This is a genomic window from Nocardia sp. NPDC060249, assembly GCF_042728755.1.
Lineage (GTDB): Bacteria > Actinomycetota > Actinomycetes > Mycobacteriales > Mycobacteriaceae > Nocardia.
In genome coordinates, this window is record NZ_JBHXAQ010000011.1 from 13,922 (window position 1) to 33,832 (window position 19,911).

Here is a 19,911-nt window from a genome sequence, read left to right on the forward strand (position 1 = left end):
TTTGCGATCGCGTGGTGGAGCAGTGGGGGATTCCCTCCGGGAAAGGGATTACGAAAAGTGAAGCATCGTAAGCCGAGTCGGGCGCAGCGAGCGATGGCAAGTACGTCTTTGCCTTTGGCCGCCGCGGCAGCCGTGGCAACCCTTCTCGCGGCTCCGGCCGGCGCGGTCCCCAGCGACCAGCCGACCACACCCGCGACTCCGGCTCCTGCGCAGCCGGGCCAGCCTTCGGGTGAAGTAGAAGCTCCGGAGACCGAGGGCACGCAAGCCCCGGAAACCCCGGAGAGCGTCAAGCCGGGGCAGACGAAGCCGGGCGAGACCAAGCCGACGCCGGCCCAGCCGGGCGTCACCAGCCCCGCGCCCGGTCAGCCGGGACAGGGCACCCCCGCCAAGCCGACGCCGAGCCAGCCGGGCGTCACCAGCCCCCGTGTCGCGCCGCTGCCGGTTCCCGGCCAGGCGCAGCCTGCGGTCCAGCCCGAGCGCGCGGGCGCGACGCCCGACCAGCCGGGCACCACCAAGCCGGAGACGGGCACCACGCCGAGCCAGCCGGGCGCCACGCCGGGCCAGCAGCAGACGCAGCCCACCGTGCCGTCCGGTCAGGGCACCGGTACCGAGGCCGAGGTCGAGTCTCCGGACACCCTCGTCCAGGAGCCGAAGGAGCCGGCCTGGCAGGCACCGCGCCTGGAGAACGCGCCCGCCGCGCCCGTCGTCGAGATGGAGGGCCCGCGTCAGGAAGTCGGCGTCACCATCGACGGTGCCGGGATCCTGGCGAACACCCACCACTACAACAACGCGTCGGGCTATGTCGGCACGGTCGGCTACCGGACGCCGGGTGGCGGTTTCGGTGACGCCGGTATCTCGGTGGAGTACGTCGGCGCGAACGAGGTCAAGGTCACCACCTTCAACGGTGGCGACGGCCGCAGCGACAACACCACCGTGACCGTGCTCGACACCACGCAGGCCAACCTGGCCAAGGCCGCGGTGGAGAACTGGATCAAGGCGCAGCCGGGTGGCAACGCCGCGCTCGATGCGGCCGCAAAGGCTACACTTCCCGTGCCGGGGGAGCTGCTTCAGACGGTGAACGTCGCGGGTGTGAACACCCAGTGGGGTGGCTCGATCCAGTACTGACACGCAGTATGTCGTGTGGGGCGGTCGCCTTCGACCGCCCCACACGTGTGTCCCGGGAAAGGATTGGACTTGGGCACCGAGGGCGACGAGAACGAACGCGGCGATCGACAACGACCGGCCGCGGATTTCGGCTCTCCCGTAGGCGATTTCGGGCCGCCGGTCGATGACGCTGGTTTCGGTGGGCCCGTTCCCGCCACGCCTCCGCCCGCGCCGTCCGGGGTTCCGGAGCGGGGCTGGCGACCGGCCGAACCGCCGGCCGGCGCACCCACGCCCGGCCCGTTCGGTCCGCCGGCCGGTGCACCCGCGCCGGGCCCGTTCGGTGGGCCCGTTGCCGGTCAGCCGCCCGTTGCTCCGCCTCCTGGCGGTCCGTTCTCCGGCTCGGTGCCGCCCGGCCCGCCCGCGCGGCTCACGGCTCCGCCCTCGAGTTCCACGCCGGCAGGTCAGGGCTCGGCGCCGGGGAGTGGGCAAGCACCGCCTCGGTTGCCCGATGGTCGCCGTTCCGCGCCGACCTCCGTCTTCGGTGACGCGGTCGCGACGCCACCGCCCGCCCGGCCGGGTACTCCCGCGCCGTTCGGTGGACCCACGCCCGGCGGTCCGCCCGCTGCCGACCCGACCGTGCGTTTCGGTGGCGAGGCGCCGCGCGGTGAGAGTTCGGTCTTCGGCGACTCGGTCTTCGGTGATTCCGTGCCGGTGACGTCCGGTCGTGAGCTCACCGAGGTGATCCGCCGTGGTCGCCCCGGCCCCAAAGATGCTGCGCCGCAGGCGCCGTCGCGCGACAGCGGGCCTGCCGCGGACACGGTGCGGCCGCCCGAGGGTTCCCGCACTCCGCTGGTTCCCGACAAGCCGAGGCCCGCCGCCGACAAGGCGTGGTGGGACAACCCCGACGATGACGGCGGGATTCCGAAGCCACCGTCCGAGCCCGGCCTGTCGTGGGCCGACGACCCGATCGCCCGCCGGCTCGCGCCGAAGACACCGGCCACTCCGGCGCCGGTGGAGCCCGAACCCGACAACAAGCGCCTGCGCTGGATCATCGGCGGCGTGGCCGCGGCCGTCCTGCTCGTGGTGGCGCTGGTCTTGACGATCGGGCTGGTCAAGCGGGGCGGCGGCGCCGATCCCGGTGTCACGGCCGCGCCGGTTCCCTCGGTCTCGTCGGGCACCGAATGCCAGACCGTCGCCGAGCAGTCCGTGACGGTCGGCAACGGGCCCGGCGACACCAGCACCGGCGCCAGGGCCATCCTCGGCTTCCAATACGCCTTCTACACCGACCGCTCCGGGGCGAAGGTACGCGAATTCGTGGCGCCCGACGCCGAGAACATCTCGCCCGCCGAGACCATCCAGCAGGCGATCGACGGTCAGATCCCCGCGGGCACCACCCACTGCGTGAAGATGCGCGAAACCAGCGTCGGCCGCTACGACGTCGAACTGCGCGAGATGCACCCCGATGGTTCGGCCGTGGTCTACAAGCAGGAGATCATCACCACGAACACCGACGGAAAGTGGCAGGTCAAGTCCATCACCGCTCGGTAGAGTCTCATTCTATGAGACAACAATTTCACATTCTGGTGGACGATATGCAATCGTAGGATGATTGCTTCTCTCGGCGTCCCCGGAGGTTCCCATGTCGCTGACAATTCCAGCACTGGCGGGCAAGCTCGCTGGTCTACAGAGCTCGGCGATCAGGGATCTGCTCCAGCTCACCGCCCGCGACGACATCATCAGCCTCGCGGGCGGGCTGCCCGACGCAGCCCTGATGCCGCGAGAACGCATCGCCCTTGCCGCCGAGACCGCCCTGCGCGACCCCGCCGTCCTGCAGTACACCGAGTCGCCCGGCTGGCCTGCCCTGCGCGAGGTGATCGCGGCCCGCGCATCCGCCGAGCTCGGCCGCGCGGTGCCCGTCGCCGAAGTCTTCATCACCCACGGCTCCCAGCAAGCGCTGTCGCTCCTGGCCGAAGTGCTCCTCGACCCCGGCGCCCTCGTGATCGTCGAAGACCCGGCGTATGTCGGTGCGCTGCAAGTGTTTCGAGCCGCTGGTGCCCGAATCGTCGCCGTCCCTTTGGATTCCGACGGCATGCGCCTCGATGTTCTCGAAGACCTGCTGGCCGCGGGCGAACGCCCCGCGCTGGTCCACACCGTCTCGAACTTCCACAACCCCGGTGGCGTCACCCTCGCCCCGGAGCGCCGCCGACGGCTCGCGGAACTCGCTGAGGCGCACGGCTTCTGGGTGATCGAAGACGACCCCTACGGCGAACTGTGGTTCGACCAGCCCGCCCCCGCGCCGGTGGCCTCGTACTCACCCCAGGTGATCCGGCTGTCGAGCGTGTCCAAGATCCTGTCTCCCGCCCTCCGCGTCGGCTGGATGATCGCGCCCGAAAGAGTCTCCCGCGCAGTGGAACTCCTCAAACAAGGCGCCGACCTCTGCGGATCGTCGCTCACCCACCAGATCACCACCGACCTGCTGACCGACACCACGTGGCTGGCAGCCCACATCACTGCGATCCGCACCACCTACGGCACCAGAGCCCGAGCCCTGACCACCGCCCTGCGCACCACCTTCGCCGACCGTCTCCACTGCACCGACCCCACCGGCGGCATGTTCATCTGGGCCGAATTCACCGACAACACCAACACGTCCACCCTCCTGCCCACCGCCCTCGACGCCGGCGTCGCCTACGTCCCCGGCGCAGCCTTCGCCGTCACCAACACCGCCGACAACTCCCTCCGCCTCTGCTTCACCACCTCCGACGAGGCCACCCTGACGGAAGCAGTCGCCAGGCTGTCGTCGGCGATCGGCTAGAGCCAGGCGCGTACCGAGCCGACCTTCCTAGCGCTCCGTGGCTCAGCCGAGGTATGGGCACGGCCGTCGTTCGGCGAAATGCGCCAGTCGCAGGCGGACGGTGGGATGCATCGGTAGATCATCCAGCTCGTCCGGTCCGACGAAGCGGACCTCGGTCGACTCGCTGCTGACAGCGAGCTCGCCGCCCACCACTCGACCGAAATAGGTGACGGCGAATTCCTGTCGCACCTCGCCGTCCGAGTACTCGATGACATGCTCCGGGTCGGTGTAGATCCCCAATAGTCCTGTGATCTCGGTGTCGAAACCGGTTTCCTCTTTTGTCTCGCGTACGGCGCACTCTTCGAGCGTCTCGCCGATCTCCATCGCGCCACCCGGCAGCGACCAATTTCCGGAATCGCCCCGGCGCTGCATCAGGATTCGGCTCTCGCCATCCACGACGAGCATGGAGCCGCCAGGCACCAGGCTGTTCGCTTTCGGCGCGTGGGGATCGCGGTAGTAGTCACGCCGTGAGCTCACGCGAGAGTCCTTCTGGGGAGTGGGTTGCCGAACCCCAGATCTGTTCGAATTGCTCGGCGAACGAGGTGAATATTCCGTGGGGGGACAGCTTCCGCAGGTGTAGCGCCGGGTGCTGATATCCGCGGGCCCGAATGAGGTAGGGGGTCACGATCATCTGGTCGTCGAACCGGAACACCGAGTTGTAGAGATGGGTGGTATGCAGTCCGATATCGCAGCCGGGGGTGTCGGTCAGCTCACCCAACATGTTCAGTGCGTTGCGGATCCGGCCGGGCAGCGTCCCGCTCATTTGCTCCAGCGCATCGCGTTCGGCGACGTGGGGGCATTCAGGGTCTGCGAAAGCCATTCGGATGCGAGTTCCGTTGCGGCACTTCGATGCGAGAATGTCGGCGGCGTTCGGAAGGAGTTCCAGCACAAACGGGTAGGCGTATCCGGCGATGTCGATCTGTTCGTCGGCGCCGAGAAGCAACGAAGTCCACAGCTCATTGGGAATGTCGGCCCGGTGTGCGTAGGCAGACTGGACTTCGGCGGTGGCCGAAGCCCCTGGCGTGAGGTCTGGCCGAGTCTGCGGCCACAGAAGATCTTCGGACTCGTTGAGAACCCGCGCGACGGCTGCTCGCGTTCGGCGATGCGGGACCCTGCCTGACAGCCATCGGTTGACAGTCTTCGCGTCGACGTCGACGGCCTCGGCCAGCGCGGCCGAGTCCAGCCGCGCGCGCAGCATCGCCGAGTGCAAGCGCTGGGTCATTCCTGAACCATACGGCGCCTTTTCGGGACCACCAGATCAGCGCTGAGACCGCTGTCCCCCTCCGCCGAACACGACGTGCTTTGCGCACGTTGCACGGCAACGGACTGCTCCGACAGGTCTCATACCGGCAGGCGTGGGAACTGTCGCCTTGCGGACGCGCCTACGTGACCACACCTGCCGGTCGGGCAATGCTCGACGTTCCCCGATCGGCGCTCGCCGAATGAAGGCAATCGCGATCGGATACCTACGCTCCGACATCTCCGGTTCGGCACAAAACTGGGACGAGATCCGAATCCGCTCACTGGCGAAGCGGTACGGCTACGACCTCGCGAAGACGATCGTGTTCAACGGAGGGATCCAGAATCCGATCTCCCGATTGATCGACGTCGCCCGGCGGGTCGAGGCAGAGGCCGTCATCACTCCTCGTCGAGATCATCTCGGTATCGAGGTTCCTGAGCGGTTGGTTCGCATTTGCGACGTCATCACCGTCGATGACTACAACACATTCGCAAGGTCCTACGTTGGAGGAAGTTTGACCGAGCGGCCAGGATGACGACCTGATGGCTGTGCCTTTCGGAATGCTCAGGCCCAGTTGTACGTGCGTTCTACGGCTTTGTTCCAGTCGGCGTAGCGGTGGGTGCGTTCGTCTTCGGGCATGGCGGGGGTCCAGGTGTGGTCGGCTGTCCAGTTGGCTCGGAGGTCTTCGAGGCCGGACCAGTAGCCGACGGCCAGGCCCGCGGCGTAGGCGGCGCCGAGGGCGGTGGTTTCGCGGACTACCGGGCGGACCACGGGGACGTCGAGGATGTCGGCTTGGAATTGCATGAGGAGGTTGTTGCCGGTCATGCCGCCGTCGACTTTGAGGGTGGTGAGTTCCAGGTCCAGGTGTTGGGCGGCGGCGTCGGCACGCATGGCGTCCACTACCTCACGGGTTTGGAAGGCGGTGGATTCCAGTGCTGCCCTGGCCAAGTGGGCCTTGGTGACGAAGCGGGTCAGGCCCGCGATGACCCCGCGGGCGTCGGGACGCCAGCGGGGGGCGAACAGGCCGGAGAAGGCGGGGACGAAGTGGGCGCCGCCGTTGTCGTCGACGCTGCGGGCCAGGGGCTCTACTTCTTCGGCGGAGGAGATGATGCCGAGATTGTCGCGCAGCCATTGGACCAGGGAACCCGTGACGGCGATCGAGCCTTCGAGGGCGTACACCGCCGGCGCGTCACCGAGTTGGTAGCAGGCGGTGGTGAGCAGGCCGTGCTTGCTGAACACCGGCGTGGTGCCGGTGTTGAGCAGCATGAAATTGCCGGTGCCGTAGGTGTTCTTGGCTTCGCCGGGAGACAGGCAGGCCTGACCGAAGGTGGCCGCCTGCTGGTCGCCGAGAATGCCCGCGACCGGGATGCCTTCGAACGGACCGGACGAGATGTCGGCGTAGACCTCCGACGAGCTGCGGATCTGCGGCAGCAGCGACATCGGGATGTCGAAATCGGCGCAGATCTGCGGATCCCATCGCAGGGTCCGAAGATCCATCAGCATGGTGCGTGAGGCATTGGTGACGTCGGTGAGGTGCGCACCGGTCAGCTTCCACAGCACCCAGCTGTCCATGGTGCCGAAACACAGGTCGCCCGCTTCGGCGCGTTCCCGGACGCCGTCGACATTGTCGAGGATCCAGCGCAGTTTCGGACCGGCGAAGTAGGTCGACAGCGGAAGGCCGGTGCGGTCCGCATAGCGTTGCGGCCCTTGATCACCCGCGAGTTCGGTACACAGTTGATCGGTGCGCGTGTCCTGCCACACGATCGCGTTGTACACGGGATCGCCGGTCGCCCGATCCCACACCACGGTGGTCTCGCGTTGATTGGTGATCCCGACCGCGGCCAGATCCCCGGCCGAACACCGGCTGTTGCCCAGCGCCGCACCGAGCACCGACTCGGTATTGCGCCACACCGCCGCCGGATCGTGCTCCACCCAGCCGGGCTTGGGAAAGATCTGCCGATGCTCCCGCTGCGCGGTTCCGACGATCCGACCCTGCCGATCGAAGATGATGCACCGACTCGAAGTCGTGCCCTGATCGATGGCAGCCACATAGCGACGCATTGATGCAGGTTACCGAAAGCGGAGCCGGCCACCGCACGATTTGTGGCCGGTGACGAATTTCGGGCCCACGCCTCGCCGCGCACGTCCCCGGCGGCGAGCGCGGACTACGTTTAGCCTGTACGCAGCGGCGCCGGGAACGCGGCGTTTGCCCCCACAGTCGACTGGGACCGGCCGGAATCGGTCGGCGGCGAGGAGTCGAGCATGTCGCAGACACCGGAGTTTCCGTTCCTGCACCCGGGAGAGTTGGTCGCGGGCGGGACAAGGGACCGGGTCGGACCCGGCGATCTGGGGCCCGAACATCGGCGGACCGCCTGGGAACGGCTGGGTAAGGATCAGTTCGACGTCCTGGTCGTCGGCGGTGGCGTTGTCGGCGCCGGTATCGCGCTCGACGCCGCGACCCGGGGGCTGTCGGTCGCGCTGGTCGAGGCCCGCGACCTCGCGTCGGGCACGTCGAGCCGCTCGTCCAAGATGTTCCACGGCGGCTTGCGCTACCTCGAACAGCTCGAATTCGGCCTGGTCAGGGAAGCGCTGAAAGAGCGTGAGCTGGCGCTGTCGACGCTCGCACCGCACCTGGTGAAGCCGCTGCGGTTCCTCTACCCGCTGACCCATCGCGTGTGGGAGCGGCCCTACGTTGCCGCGGGCCTGACCCTGTACGACACCATGGGTGGCGCGAAATCCGTTCCAGGACAGCATCATCTGACCCGGCACGGCGCGATGCGGCTGGCGCCCGGCCTGCGCCGGGATTCGATGATCGGCGGCGTCACCTACTACGACACCGTCGTCGACGACGCCCGCCACACCATGACGGTCGCCCGTACCGCCGCGCACTACGGCGCGGTCATCCGGACCTCCACGCAGGTCGTCGGCTTTCTGCGCGAAGCCGACCGGGTCGTCGGGGTGAAGCTGCGTGACACCGAGGACGGGCGCACCGGGGAGGCGCGCGCGAACGTGGTGATCAACGCGACGGGCGTGTGGACCGATGAGGTGCAGAGTCTGTCGCGGCAACGCGGCCGATTCCATGTGCGCGCGTCCAAGGGCGTGCACATCGTCGTGCCGCGCGACCGCATCGTCAGCGACGCCGCGATCATCCTGCGCACCACCACATCGGTGCTGTTCATCATCCCGTGGGGCGCGCACTGGATCGTCGGCACCACCGACACCGACTGGAACCTCGATCTCGCCCACCCCGCGGCGACCAAGGCCGATATCGACTACCTGCTCGACCGGGTCAACGAGGTGCTGGTCACTCCGCTCACGCACGCCGACATCGACGGCGTCTACGCCGGCCTGCGCCCGCTGCTGGCGGGGGAGAACGACGAGACGTCCAAGCTCTCGCGTGAGCACGCCGTGGCCAGGGTCGCGCCCGGTCTGGTGAGCATCGCGGGCGGCAAGTACACCACCTACCGGGTGATGGCGGCCGATGCGATGGACGAAGCAGCACAGGACATTCCGGCGCGCGTTTCGCCGTCGATCACCGAGAAGGTGGCGCTGCTCGGCGCCGACGGCTACTTCGCGTTGGTCAACCAGACCGTGCAGCTCGCGGAGCGCCACGGCATCCACCCGTACCGGATGACGCACCTGCTCGACCGCTACGGCTCCCTCGTCGAGGAGGTGCTCGCCATGGCCGCGGGCAAACCTGAACTGCTGCACCCGATTACCGATGCACCCGCCTACCTTCAGGTGGAAGCGGTCTACGCGGCCGCTGCCGAGGGCGCGCTGCACCTCGACGACATCCTGGCGCGGCGCACCCGCATCTCGATCGAATACTCCGATCGCGGCGCGAACAGCGCCGAGCAGGTGGCCCACCTCATCGCGCCGGTGCTCGGTTGGGACGCCGACGATATCGACCGCGAGGTGTCGACGTATCAGGCGCGCGTGCGGGCCGAAATCGACTCACAGACCCAACCCGACGACACCTCGGCCGACGCGTTGCGGGCTGCGGCTCCCGAGCCTCGGCCACAGTTGCTGGAGCCGGTGCCGCAGGACCGCTGAGCCTCAGCCCGGGTCGATGCGAGCCCGCGCAACGCGTTCACTGACCTGGCATGCCATCACGAAGCCGCATCGGACAGCCCGCACGCGGGGGAAGTGATGTCACGGGCGAGGCTGGCAGCGCGGGCAGAAGTAGATGCCGCGTTCGCGCTGGCTGACGCGGTCGGCGTCGTCCTCGCCGAGCAGTTGGGAGGCGATGGGGGTGCCGCAGCGGGGGCAGGAACGGCGAGTGCGGCCGTAGACCATGGCGCGCCAAGGTGGTTGGTGTGCGGCTTTACCGAGCACGCGGTGAGCTTCGTCGACGAGCGCCACGAGATCGGGGATGTCGCCGACGGGGGTAACGGGGTGGACTTTGCGCAGGAAGCAGATCTCGCTGCGGTAGATGTTGCCGATGCCCGCCAGATTGCGCTGGTCGAGCAGGGCGAGTCCGACGGCGCGGCGCGGGTACTCGGTGAGCCTGCGCAAGGCCTCGGCCGCATCCCAGTCCGGGCCGAGCAGATCTGGGCCGAGGTGGTCGATGACAGTGTGTTCGTCGTCGCGCGGCAGCACCTGAACCTTGCCGAGCGAGAAGCCGACGGCCTCGAACTCGTCGTTGGCGAGCACCAGTCGCGCGGTAGCCGCGGGTTTGGTCCAGCGCTGGCCACGGTGGAACACCCGCCACACGCCCTCCATTTTCAGGTGGGTGTGGATGCTCACCCGGTCGGTGCGGATGAACAGGTGCTTGCCGTAGCTCGCGACCTCCTCGATGACGTCGCCGACCAGATCCACGGTGGCGTAGCGCGGGACCCGGAAGTCGCTGCGGGTCAAGGTCTTACCGGCCAGTCCCGTGCGCAGGCGCGCGGCGGTGCGGAAGACGGTGTCGCCCTCTGGCATTCGGTTACACCTGCCTGCGCAGCCGCAGACCGCTCGGGGTCATCGAGAATCCGGCTTCGATCAGGACTTCGGCGAAGAGGTTGCCGTGCACAGTGTCTCCGTTGACCTTGTCGATCACCAAGCTGTCGATCCGGCGATCGCGCACGAGCCCGGCCAGCGCGAACGCCGCCGCCCGGCGCAGGCCGATGTCCTCGGTGAAGCTGAGCAGTGTTTTGCCGCCGCGCTCCGAGTAGAGCACCAGTTCGCCGCCCACCAGAACCACCAGCGCGCCCGCTTTGCGGCCCGGCCGGTGACCGCCGTCGGCGTCGCCCTTCGGCCACGGTAGCGCGGCGCCGTAGGGGTTGGCGGGGTCGCACGCCGCGAGGGCGAGCGCGACGCCCGCTCGCGTGTTGTCGCGGTCGGTGTCGAACGAGCGCAGGCGGTCGACGGTGTCGGTGGTGGAGAACTGGGCGCCGCCGAGCGTGTCGACGAAATAGCCACGCCTGCACCGGCCGCGGTCCTCGAACTCGGTGAGCACCCGGTACATCAGCTGGAAACCGCCGGGTATCCCTTCGTTCTGCACCGAACCGCGAGTCAGCACGCCGTAGCGTTCGATCAGTTGATCGGCGGTGGCATGGGCGCGAACGGTGTTGTCCCGCACGCGTTCGGGCAGGATCGACCAGCGTCCCGCCAGCGTCGGCGGGCCCGACCGGGTCGGCATCGATGGTCGCGGCAGGTACGCGCGGCCTCGGGGAGCGCGGCGCGGGGTGCGGTGCGCGGTGCTGGCGCGGGCGGTGCCGGACAGCAGGGCGCGCACCGGGGCGAAGGTGTCACCGGAGACGTAGCCGGCCCAGACCAGCTGCCACAGGGCGTCCCCGGCGGCTTTGTCGTCGAGCAAGCCCGCGGTGTCGGAGAGCTGGCGAAAGAAGTAGGCGCCGCCGCCACTCAGCGTGGGTGGCAGGCGCGGATGATCAGGTGCCGAGCCGTTGCCGGATGCGCTGGGCGCTGTCGAGGTGGCCTCGGACGCGTCGAGGTCGACAATCCGGCGGGCACCGGTCGCTTTCGTGTCGACCGACGGAGGTGGCGCGGCCTCGGTGCGGGGCCACGGTTCCAGGTTCGCGCCGAGCGCGGCCAGGAGACCGAGCTGGGTATCGGTGGGGTCGATCTCGTCGGCGGGAGGCAGGGTGAAGGGTGCCTGGTCGGCCAGATGCAGGGCGACCCAGCCGTCGCGGGCGGTGATCGCGCCGTGGCCCGACCACACCACCTCGCCGGTCGCCATCAGCTCGTCCAGCATGGCGGGGGAGTAGTCGCGCACTCGTGTGGGCAGGATCAGCGACTCCCAGGCCGAGGCCGGAATCGGCACGCCTGCAAGCTGTTCCACCACTGTCGCCACGCCGTCGACACCGCGCAGCTCGCCGGATCCGACGTGTTGCCAGGACGGCAGGAACCGGCCGAACGCGGCGGTGGACACCGGCTCGACTTCGTGCCGCGCGGCAGCCAGTGACCGGCGGCGCAACCGGCGCAGAACCTGGGCGTCACACCACTCGCCACCAGCGGTGTCCGGCGTGAATTCACCTTCCACCACACGTTTTTCGGCGAGCAGTCGGTGCAGCGAGGTCGCGGCGACGGCTGTTCCGAGGCCGAAACGGTCGGCGACCGCGGCGGTGGTGAACGGTGCGTGGGTGCGCGCGTAGCGCCCGACGAGGTCGCCGAGCGGGTCGGGCACCGGCTCGATGAACGCCGCGGGCACCCCGATCGGCAAGGGCACTCCGAGCGCGTCCCGCAACCGAGCGGCGTCCTCCACCGCCACCCACCAGGTGCGACCCGCGAACGAAACCTCCAGCGCCCGGCGCGAATCCCGCAGTTGCGCGAACCAGGCCGGCGCATCGGAATCGGCGAGCAGGTCGCCGCGGGCGGACTCGAGTCGCTCGTCTGCCGTGCTGAGTGCGGGCTCATCGGGTGGGTGAGCGCCGGCGTCCATCGCTTCGGCGTGACGTGCGGCGGACGCGGTGCCGGGGCGGGGAACGCAGCGAGCGGCGACTTCGGTGGGGGTGAGGGGACCGAGCAGACGGAGCAGATCGGCCAGACCTTCAGCGTCGCGCGCCAGGCGTTCGGGGGTGAGGCGCTGGAGCTCTTGTTCGGTCAGGGTGATGACGGCGGGGTCGAGGAGTTCGCGCAGCTCGACTCGGCCGAGGAGTTCGGCGAGCAGACTGGAGTCCAGAGCCAGCGCGGCTGCGCGGCGTTCGGCCAGTGGGCTGTCGCCGTCGTAGAGGAACTGGCCGATGTAGGAGAACAGCAGGGCGCCGGCGAAGGGCGACGGGCTGGCGGTCTCGACCTCGATCAGGCGGATCTCGCGGCGGGCCACCTTGGTGAGCAGATCGCGCAGGGCGGGCAGGTCGTACACGTCGCGCAGACATTCGCGGACGGTTTCCAGCAGGATCGGGAACTGCGGGAATTTGCGCGCCACATCCAGCAATTGAGCCGAGCGCTGCCGCTGCTGCCACAGCGGGGCGCGCTTGCCGGGGTCGCGGCGCGGCAGGAGCAGCGCTCTGGCGGCGCATTCGCGAAAGCGGGACGCGAAAAGGGCGGAGCCACCGACCTGTTCGGTGACGATGTCGTCGATCTCGTCGGGTTCGAAGGCGAACAGTTCGGCGCCGGGTGGCTGGTCGGTGGTATCGGGCAGGCGCACCACGATGCCGTCGTCGGAGGCGGTTGGAGCGGCATCGATGCCGAACTGTTCCTGCAAGCGTGCGCCCACCGCCAGCGCCCACGGTGCGTGCACCGGGGTGCCGTAGGGCGAGTGCAGCACCAAGCGCCAGTCGCCGAGTTCGTCGCGGAACCGTTCCACGACCAGCGTCCGGTCGGTCGGCAATTGGCCTGTGGCACTGCGCTGTTCTTCGAGCAGGCCGACCAGATTCGCGGTCGCGTTCTGATCGAGTCCGGCGGTGCGCACCAACTGTTCGAGCCGAACCGCGGGCTTGCTCTGCTCGGCGGTGCGTCCGGCCTTCTTCGAGCTCGGGGTTGTCTTTGTGGCGTCGGCGGTGGTCAGCACGGCGCCGGAGCCCATGTCCGCCACGATCCGGGACAACTCCTCGGCTGGCACCTGACCGGCCGTGCGAACGAATTCGCCCAGCGCCGCGCCCAATTCAGCGGGCCGCCCCAACCCGTCACCGTGCCAGAAGGGCAGCCTGCCCGGCAGACCGAACGCCGGTGACACCAGCACCCGATCGAAGGTGATCTCCTCGATCCGCCAACTCGTCGCCCCCAGCGCGAACACATCGCCCACGCGCGACTCGTAGACCATCTCCTCGTCGAGTTCGCCCACCCGCGAAGCCTTTTCGCCCACCATGAACACCGCGAACATCCCACGGTCGGGGATCGCGCCACCGGAGGTCACCGCCAGACGCTGGGCGCCGGGACGGCCGGTGATGGTGCCCGCGTCGCGGTCCCACACCACGCGCGGGCGCAGTTCGGCGAACTCGTCGGACGGATAGCGCCCGGCCAGCAGGTCGAGCACCGATTCGTAGGCCGAGCGGGGCAGGTTCGCGTAGCTGCCGGTGGAGCGGACGATATCGAACCAGCTGTCGACGTCGACGGGTTCGAGCGCGCAGGCCGCCACCGTCTGCTGGGCGAGGATGTCGAGCGGGTGCGCGGGGATCTGGAGTTTCTCGATCTCGCCCGTGAGCATGCGCTGGGCGGCGACGGTGCAGTGGATCACGTCGGTGCGGTGTTTGGGGAACAGCACGCCCCGCGAGATCTCACCCACCTGGTGCCCGGCCCGCCCGACCCGTTGCAGCCCACTGGCCACCGAGGGCGGCGCCTCCACCTGCACCACCAGGTCCACCGCGCCCATATCGATGCCGAGCTCGAGGCTGCTGGTGGCCACCACACAGCGCAGCCGGCCGGTCTTGAGATCGTCCTCGATGATGGCGCGCTGTTCCTTGCTCACCGACCCGTGATGGGCGCGCGCCAACAGGTGCTCGGCGCCGTGGATCACCTCGGTGGACGGTCCGAGCTGGGCGGGCGGCTTGTGCTCGGTCTCCACCGGCTCGCCGAGCCGGGCCGCGAAGGTCTCGTTGAGCCGCGCGGTCAGCCGTTCGGAGAGTCGCCGTGAGTTGGCGAACACGATCGAGGACCGGTGCTCGAGCACCAGGTCGACGATGGCCTCGTCGACGTGCGGCCAGATCGAACCCGGCTGGTCGGAGTCGCCGCCCGGATCGGTCATGTCGGCCACCGGCACCCGCACCGACAGGTCGAAGGTCTTCGGCGCGGGCGGTCGCACGATGGTGATCGGCGCGTTCCCGACCAAAAACCGCCCGACCTCCTCGGGCGGGCGCACCGTCGCCGACAGTCCGATCCGTTGAGCGGGCTTGTCGGTGAGTTGGTCGAGCCGGGCCAGCGACAAGGCCAGATGCGCACCACGCTTCGACCCGGCGATGGCGTGCACTTCGTCGACGATCACGGTGTTGACCTGGGCCAGCGTCTCGCGAGCGGCCGAGGTCAACAGCAAGAACAACGACTCGGGAGTCGTGATGAGGATGTCCGGTGGGGTGCGCAACATCGCCCGGCGCTGAGCGGGTGGGGTGTCACCGGAGCGCACTCCCACCGAGATATCCGGCGGGTCGAGCCCCAGCCGTTTCGCCGTCTGCGTCACTCCCACCAGGGGTGCCCGCAGATTGCGCTCCACATCCACCGCCAGTGCCTTCAACGGCGACACATAGAGCACCGACGTGCCCCGGGACGCGCCCGGCTCTGGCGGGTCCCTGTGCGCCAGCTGATCGATGGCCCACAGAAACGCCGACAAGGTCTTGCCCGACCCGGTCGGCGCGATCACCAGCGTGTTCTCGCCCGCGGCGATCGCGTCCCACGCGCCGAGCTGGGCCGACGTCGCGCCGGGGAACGCGCCGTCGAACCACTGTGCTGTCGCGGGGGAGAACCGATCCATAGCACCCAGTGTGCACCGGCCCACCGACAACTTCGTTGCGCCTCATACACCCCGACCAGCGCGAACACCCGATGACCGGCGCGGCGTGCAGCCCGGCTTGTGGCGTGGATCGCATTCGTCGCTACCCTCGACTCTCGTGCAAACGGTGCTGAGAGTCGACCTTGTCGGCCATGGCCTTACCGAGGCGGTACGTAAGGCGCGATTTCCTGTCGATGAACCCCTCGACGAGTCGGGGCGGGCCGCTGTGCGCGCCTGTGTGCTGCTCGATGAAGCGTTGGTGCGGACCGGACCGGAGCGGCGGGTTCGCGACACGGCGGAGGAATTGGGCCTGGTCGGCGAACAGGACGTGCGATTACGGGATCTCGATGCCGGGTCGTGGCGGGGCAGTGAGATGGGCAAACTCGCTCAGGACCAGTTGTTCGCCTGGCTCACCGATCCCGAATTCCGTGGGCACGGTGGGGAATCCGTCACCGATCTGGTCGAGCGGGTGCGCTTCTGGCTGGCCGAGATCGCCTCGTCGGGCCGCGACACCGTGGCGGTGACGCATCCGGCCGTGGTGCGCGCCGCGCTGCTCGTGGTGCTCGACGCACCAGCGAAGTCGTTCTGGCGCATGGATGTTCCGCCAGCGAGCGTCACCCGCCTGCACTACCGCGGGAACTGGACCCTGCGACTCGGTAACGGATAACGAAGAAGGCCCCGGAGTCGAAACTCCGGGGCCTTCTTCGTAGTAGCGGGAACAGGATTTGAACCTGCGACCTCTGGGTTATGAGCCCAGCGAGCTACCGAGCTGCTCCATCCCGCGTTGCAAATACCACTTTACACGGGGTGGGGTGGAAGGCGAAATCGCTGGCCTGATCAGCCGAAATGGATGCCTTGCGCGAGGGGGAGTTCGGTGGAGTAGTTGACGGTGTTGGTGGCTCGGCGCATGTAGACCTTCCAGGAGTCGGAGCCCGATTCCCGACCGCCGCCGGTGTTCTTCTCCCCGCCGAACGCGCCGCCGATCTCCGCGCCCGATGTTCCGATGTTGACATTGGCGATGCCGCAGTCGGAACCGGCGAGGAACTGTTCTGCCTCGCGCTGGTCCAGGGTGAAGATCGACGAGGAAAGTCCCTGGGTCACACCGTTGTTCACAGCGATGGCTTCGTCGAGTTCGTCGTAGGTGAGCACGTACAGAATCGGCGCGAAGGTTTCCTCGCGCACGAGTTCGGTCTGCGCGGGCATGCGGAGGAGGGCGGGCCGCACGTAGTAGGCCTCGGGTCCGAGCGTCTCGACTCGCTCACCGCCGCAGATGATGTCGCCGCCCTCGGCCACCGACGCGACCAGCGCCTTCTGCATCGCGGCGAAGGCGCGCTCGTTGATCAGCGGCCCGACCAGTACGCCGTCGTCGAGCGGATTGCCCACGGGCAGTTGGCTGTACGCCGCGGCGAGCCGTTCGACCAGCTGGTCGGCGATCGAACGATGCACGATCAACCGTCGCAGGCTCGTGCACCGCTGGCCCGCTGTCCCCGCCGCCGAGAAGACGATGCCACGCACCGCCAGTTCCAGATCGGCACTCGGCGCCACGATCGCGGCGTTGTTTCCACCCAGCTCGAGCAGGCAGCGGCCGAACCGGCCCGCCACCCGTGGCGCGACAGTGGCGCCCATCCGCACCGAGCCCGTCGCGCTCACCAGGGCGACCCGGCCGTCGTCGACCAGTGCCGCGCCGACGGTCGCGTCACCCTGGATCAGCTGGTGCACTGCGGGATCCGCGCCCACGTCGACCGCCGCGCGACGCAGCAGCGTATGGCAGGCCAGCGCCGTCAACGGCGTGGTCTCCGACGGCTTCCAGACCACCGTGTCGCCGCACACCAGGGCGATCGCGGTGTTCCACGCCCACACCGCGACAGGGAAATTGAACGCCGAGATCACCCCGACGACGCCGAGCGGATGCCACGTCTCCATGAGCCGATGGCCGGGACGTTCGGAAGGCATGGTGGCGCCGTACAGTTGGCGCGACAGCCCGATCGCGAACTCGCAGACGTCGATCATCTCCTGTACTTCGCCCAGCGCCTCGGGCCCGATCTTGCCCGCCTCCAGGGTGACGAGCTCGGCCAGCTCGTCCTGATGGGTCTCCAGCAGCTGGGCCAGCCTGCGCACCAGGCCCGCTCGCACCGGCGCGGGGACCGTGCGCCACGCCTCGAACGCGGTTGCCGCGCGGGCGATCGCGGCGTCCACGTCGGCGGGGGTGTCGACGGCCAGCGGCAACAGGACACCGCCGGAGATCGGCGTGCGCGCCAGCAGCGGGCCGGGCTCCGGCACAGCGGCGCCGAGGCCGTGCAGTAGCGCCCTGGCCCGCAGGGAGAGCTGCTCGGAGAAGTTCACGGTCTGCGTCATCGGTAGTCTGCTCACCTTCTGCTGTTTGGTACGACTCACGGAAAAGTTCGGGAGAATTCGGTGGGGAACGGAAAGAAGTTTTCCCCGCGCGAGCCCCACGCTGCGTTAGCCTTCGCTGATGGCGGATACACCGGCTCGACCCCAGCTCGATGACATCGATCGACTATTGATCAAAGAACTGATGGCAGACGGTCGAGCCACCCTGTCGAACCTGGCGGAGAAGGCCAGCCTCTCGGTCTCCGCGGTGCAATCGCGGGTGCGCAGGCTCGAAGCGCGCGGCGTGATCCGCGGATACGCGGCGCAGGTCGACCCCGAAGCGCTCGGGCACTTGTTGTCGGCGTTCGTCGCGATCACTCCTCTCGACCCCTCCCAGCCCGATGACGCGCCCGCTTTGTTGCAGCACATCCCCGGCATCGAGGGGTGCCACTCGGTGGCGGGCGAGGAGAGCTACGTCCTGCTGGTGCGGGTGGCCTCGCCTCGGCATCTGGAACATCTGCTGCAGGAGATCAGGGCCACGGCCAACGTGCACACCCGCAGCACCATCATCCTGCAGACATTCTATGACAGGTAGGGATCTGCCGTAATTTGATTCGTAATTCCGTAGAACTTCCGTAAATATTTGCGTATCGTCGGTTTCATGACCATCGAACTGGAGCGCCCTGGCGCGGCGGTCATCCCCGCCGACCGGGTCCACGAAATCCTGTCCTCGCACATCCTCGCGGACGGTTTCGAGCTTGTGCTCGACCTACACGAGTCGCACGGTCGCACGCTCGTCGACGAACGCGACGGCACCGGCTATCTCGACATGTTCGGCTTCTTCGCCTCCAACGCGCTCGGGATGAACCATCCCGCCCTGGCCGGCGACGAGAGCTTTCTCGCCGAACTGGCCGCCGCCGCACTGAACAAGCCGAGCAACTCCGATATCTACACCGTCGAGATGGCCCGCTTCGTCGAGACCTTCGCCCGCGTGCTCGGTGATCCGCGCTTGCCGCACCTGTTCTTCGTCGACGGCGGCGCGCTCGCGGTGGAGAACGCGCTGAAAGTCGCTTTCGACTGGAAGAGCAGGCACAACGAATCGCACGGTCGCGCACCGGAACTCGGTACCAAGGTGCTGCACCTGACCGGCGCCTTCCACGGGCGCAGCGGATATACGTTGTCGCTCACCAACACCGACCCGGTCAAGACCGCGCGATTCCCGAAATTCGACTGGCCGCGCATCGACACACCGCACACCTTCGCCGGTCCCGACATCGCCGCCCTCGAAGCGCGGGCACTGGCCCAGGCCGAACAGGCCTTCGCCGGCAACCCGCACGACATCGCCTGCTTCATCGCCGAACCGATCCAGGGCGAAGGCGGCGACCGCCATCTGCGCCCGGAATTCCTCGCCGCCATGCAGCGGCTGTGTCACGCCAACGACGCGCTGTTCGTCCTCGACGAGGTGCAGACCGGCGTCGGCATGACCGGAACCACGTGGGCCTTCCAGCAATTGGGCCTCACGCCCGATGTGGTGGCCTTCGGCAAGAAGACCCAGATCTGCGGGATCATGGCAGGCGGCCGGATCGACGAGGTGGTCGACAATGTGTTCCGGGTGAGCTCGCGACTCAACTCCACCTGGGGCGGCAACCTCACCGACATGGTGCGCACCCGGCGCATTCTCGAAGTGCTGGAACAGGATCGGCTGATCGAGGGCGCGGGACCACTCGGCGCGTTCCTGCTCGAACGGCTCGGCGAACTGGCCGCCGCGTATCCGGACATGGTCGGTGAGGCGCGTGGGCGCGGGCTGATGTGCGCGGTGACCCTGGCGACGCCGGAGCTGCGCGATCGGGTGGTGACGCAACTGCGCGAACGTGAGCACGTGCTGCTGCTCGGCACAGGCGAGCGCGGCATCCGTTTCCGCCCGCCGCTGACGGTGACCGAGAACGAGCTGAATCAGGCCGTCGACGCACTCGCCGCGGTGCTCGTTCGAGAACGCCGGTAACTCACCGGATTCGGGCTGGGCCGACGGCGAGATCGCCGTCGGCCCGCTGCCGTCTTCGCGCACCTGTCCGTGATCGCGGACTTCGTCGCCGGTCGGCAGATGCGGCGCAGGGATCAGGCGGGTACCGCGGTCAATCCGAGTGCGCCGGCGACGAAGCGGTGGACCGACGCCAGACCGGCGGCCAGCGCCTCGTCCTCGCCGGGACGGGCCCACCCGGTGACCGTCGCGGTGTCGTCGGGGCCCGGCGTCACGCCGATCTCGGCGACCATCTCGGCCGTCGTCGGAACGCAGACCGCCCAGGAGAAGTGCGACTCGTCCGCCCACTGCGCCGACCGGGTGGCCACGTAACCGGGATCGGTGATGCCGCCGTCGGCCAGCGCGGGTCGGTCGTCGATGCGCTCGTCGGCGCGCAGCGCGCGCAGATACCAGGACCCTGCGTTGATCTCGATCGGTTCCACGCGAGCAGCCTAGTGTTCGACTGCTGGGTGACGGTTGCCGGCTGATGCCGAAGCGGG

General features: G+C 68.6%; 15 protein-coding genes and 1 tRNA gene. 8 read left to right on the forward strand and 8 right to left on the reverse strand.

Features of this window, described 5'->3' with window-relative positions; all coding sequences use genetic code 11:
- The first annotated feature begins 93 nt into the window (after positions 1–93).
- The 3 genes from ACFWFP_RS28025 to ACFWFP_RS28035 all read left to right on the forward strand — a co-directional run bounded on the left by ACFWFP_RS28025 (position 94) and on the right by ACFWFP_RS28035 (position 3,919).
- On the forward strand, positions 94–1,125 hold the full coding sequence (locus ACFWFP_RS28025) for a hypothetical protein (RefSeq protein ID WP_379299886.1): 1,032 nt from the start codon (positions 94–96) through the stop codon (positions 1,123–1,125).
- Between the two features lie 69 nt (positions 1,126–1,194).
- Positions 1,195–2,652 (forward strand): hypothetical protein, encoded by a 1,458-nt coding sequence (locus ACFWFP_RS28030; RefSeq protein ID WP_379299888.1) that lies wholly within the window; start codon positions 1,195–1,197, stop codon positions 2,650–2,652.
- Positions 2,653–2,743: 91 nt separating this feature from the next.
- Positions 2,744–3,919 (forward strand): PLP-dependent aminotransferase family protein, encoded by a 1,176-nt coding sequence (locus tag ACFWFP_RS28035; protein WP_379299890.1) that lies wholly within the window; start codon positions 2,744–2,746, stop codon positions 3,917–3,919.
- Between the two features lie 42 nt (positions 3,920–3,961).
- Here ACFWFP_RS28035 and ACFWFP_RS28040 read toward each other — a convergent pair whose 3' ends face one another.
- Both ACFWFP_RS28040 and ACFWFP_RS28045 read right to left on the reverse strand, forming a co-directional pair.
- Positions 3,962–4,435, reverse strand: coding sequence for an NUDIX domain-containing protein (locus ACFWFP_RS28040; RefSeq protein WP_379299892.1), 474 nt, complete (start codon positions 4,433–4,435; stop codon positions 3,962–3,964).
- On the reverse strand, positions 4,419–5,180 hold the full coding sequence (locus ACFWFP_RS28045; RefSeq protein WP_379299894.1) for an XRE family transcriptional regulator: 762 nt from the start codon (positions 5,178–5,180) through the stop codon (positions 4,419–4,421). Before ACFWFP_RS28045 ends, ACFWFP_RS28040 begins: the two co-directional genes overlap by 17 nt.
- Before the next feature lie 220 nt (positions 5,181–5,400).
- Between ACFWFP_RS28045 and ACFWFP_RS28050 the strand changes: the two genes are divergently transcribed.
- Complete coding sequence (locus tag ACFWFP_RS28050) at positions 5,401–5,733, forward strand: hypothetical protein (protein ID WP_379299896.1); 333 nt, start codon at positions 5,401–5,403, stop codon at positions 5,731–5,733.
- Positions 5,734–5,762: 29 nt separating this feature from the next.
- Here the strand turns inward: ACFWFP_RS28050 and glpK are convergent, their stop codons facing one another.
- Positions 5,763–7,259, reverse strand: a complete 1,497-nt coding sequence (gene glpK, locus ACFWFP_RS28055) for a glycerol kinase GlpK (protein ID WP_379299898.1) — start codon at positions 7,257–7,259, stop codon at positions 5,763–5,765.
- 201 nt (positions 7,260–7,460) lie between these two features.
- Between glpK and glpD the strand changes: the two genes are divergently transcribed.
- A complete protein-coding gene (gene glpD / locus ACFWFP_RS28060; RefSeq protein WP_379299900.1) occupies positions 7,461–9,251 on the forward strand; it encodes a glycerol-3-phosphate dehydrogenase in 1,791 nt (596 codons plus the stop codon).
- Positions 9,252–9,350: 99 nt separating this feature from the next.
- Here the strand turns inward: glpD and ACFWFP_RS28065 are convergent, their stop codons facing one another.
- Together ACFWFP_RS28065 and ACFWFP_RS28070 are read right to left on the reverse strand one after the other, a co-directional pair.
- On the reverse strand, positions 9,351–10,121 hold the full coding sequence (locus ACFWFP_RS28065) for an Fpg/Nei family DNA glycosylase (protein ID WP_379299902.1): 771 nt from the start codon (positions 10,119–10,121) through the stop codon (positions 9,351–9,353).
- Between the two features lie 4 nt (positions 10,122–10,125).
- Entirely contained in the window at positions 10,126–15,045 is a 4,920-nt protein-coding gene (locus tag ACFWFP_RS28070) for a DEAD/DEAH box helicase (protein WP_379299904.1), read from the reverse strand.
- Positions 15,046–15,181: 136 nt separating this feature from the next.
- On the opposite strand from ACFWFP_RS28070, the gene ACFWFP_RS28075 reads away from it, so the two are divergent.
- Entirely contained in the window at positions 15,182–15,730 is a 549-nt protein-coding gene (locus ACFWFP_RS28075; RefSeq protein ID WP_379299906.1) for a histidine phosphatase family protein, read from the forward strand.
- 43 nt (positions 15,731–15,773) lie between these two features.
- Here the strand turns inward: ACFWFP_RS28075 and ACFWFP_RS28080 are convergent.
- Positions 15,774–15,847 (reverse strand) — tRNA-Met (locus ACFWFP_RS28080).
- A 53-nt stretch (positions 15,848–15,900) separates the two neighbouring features.
- Positions 15,901–17,418: an aldehyde dehydrogenase family protein gene (locus ACFWFP_RS28085; RefSeq protein WP_379299908.1), complete on the reverse strand. Its 1,518-nt coding sequence runs from the start codon at positions 17,416–17,418 to the stop codon at positions 15,901–15,903.
- Between the two features lie 118 nt (positions 17,419–17,536).
- Between ACFWFP_RS28085 and ACFWFP_RS28090 the strand changes: the two genes are divergently transcribed.
- Complete coding sequence (locus ACFWFP_RS28090; protein WP_056818059.1) at positions 17,537–17,989, forward strand: Lrp/AsnC family transcriptional regulator; 453 nt, start codon at positions 17,537–17,539, stop codon at positions 17,987–17,989.
- 66 nt (positions 17,990–18,055) lie between these two features.
- Complete coding sequence (gene lat / locus ACFWFP_RS28095) at positions 18,056–19,396, forward strand: L-lysine 6-transaminase (RefSeq protein WP_379299910.1); 1,341 nt, start codon at positions 18,056–18,058, stop codon at positions 19,394–19,396.
- Positions 19,397–19,509: 113 nt separating this feature from the next.
- Here lat and ACFWFP_RS28100 read toward each other — a convergent pair whose 3' ends face one another.
- Positions 19,510–19,854: a hypothetical protein gene (locus tag ACFWFP_RS28100; RefSeq protein ID WP_379299912.1), complete on the reverse strand. Its 345-nt coding sequence runs from the start codon at positions 19,852–19,854 to the stop codon at positions 19,510–19,512.
- Positions 19,855–19,911 lie beyond the last annotated feature (57 nt).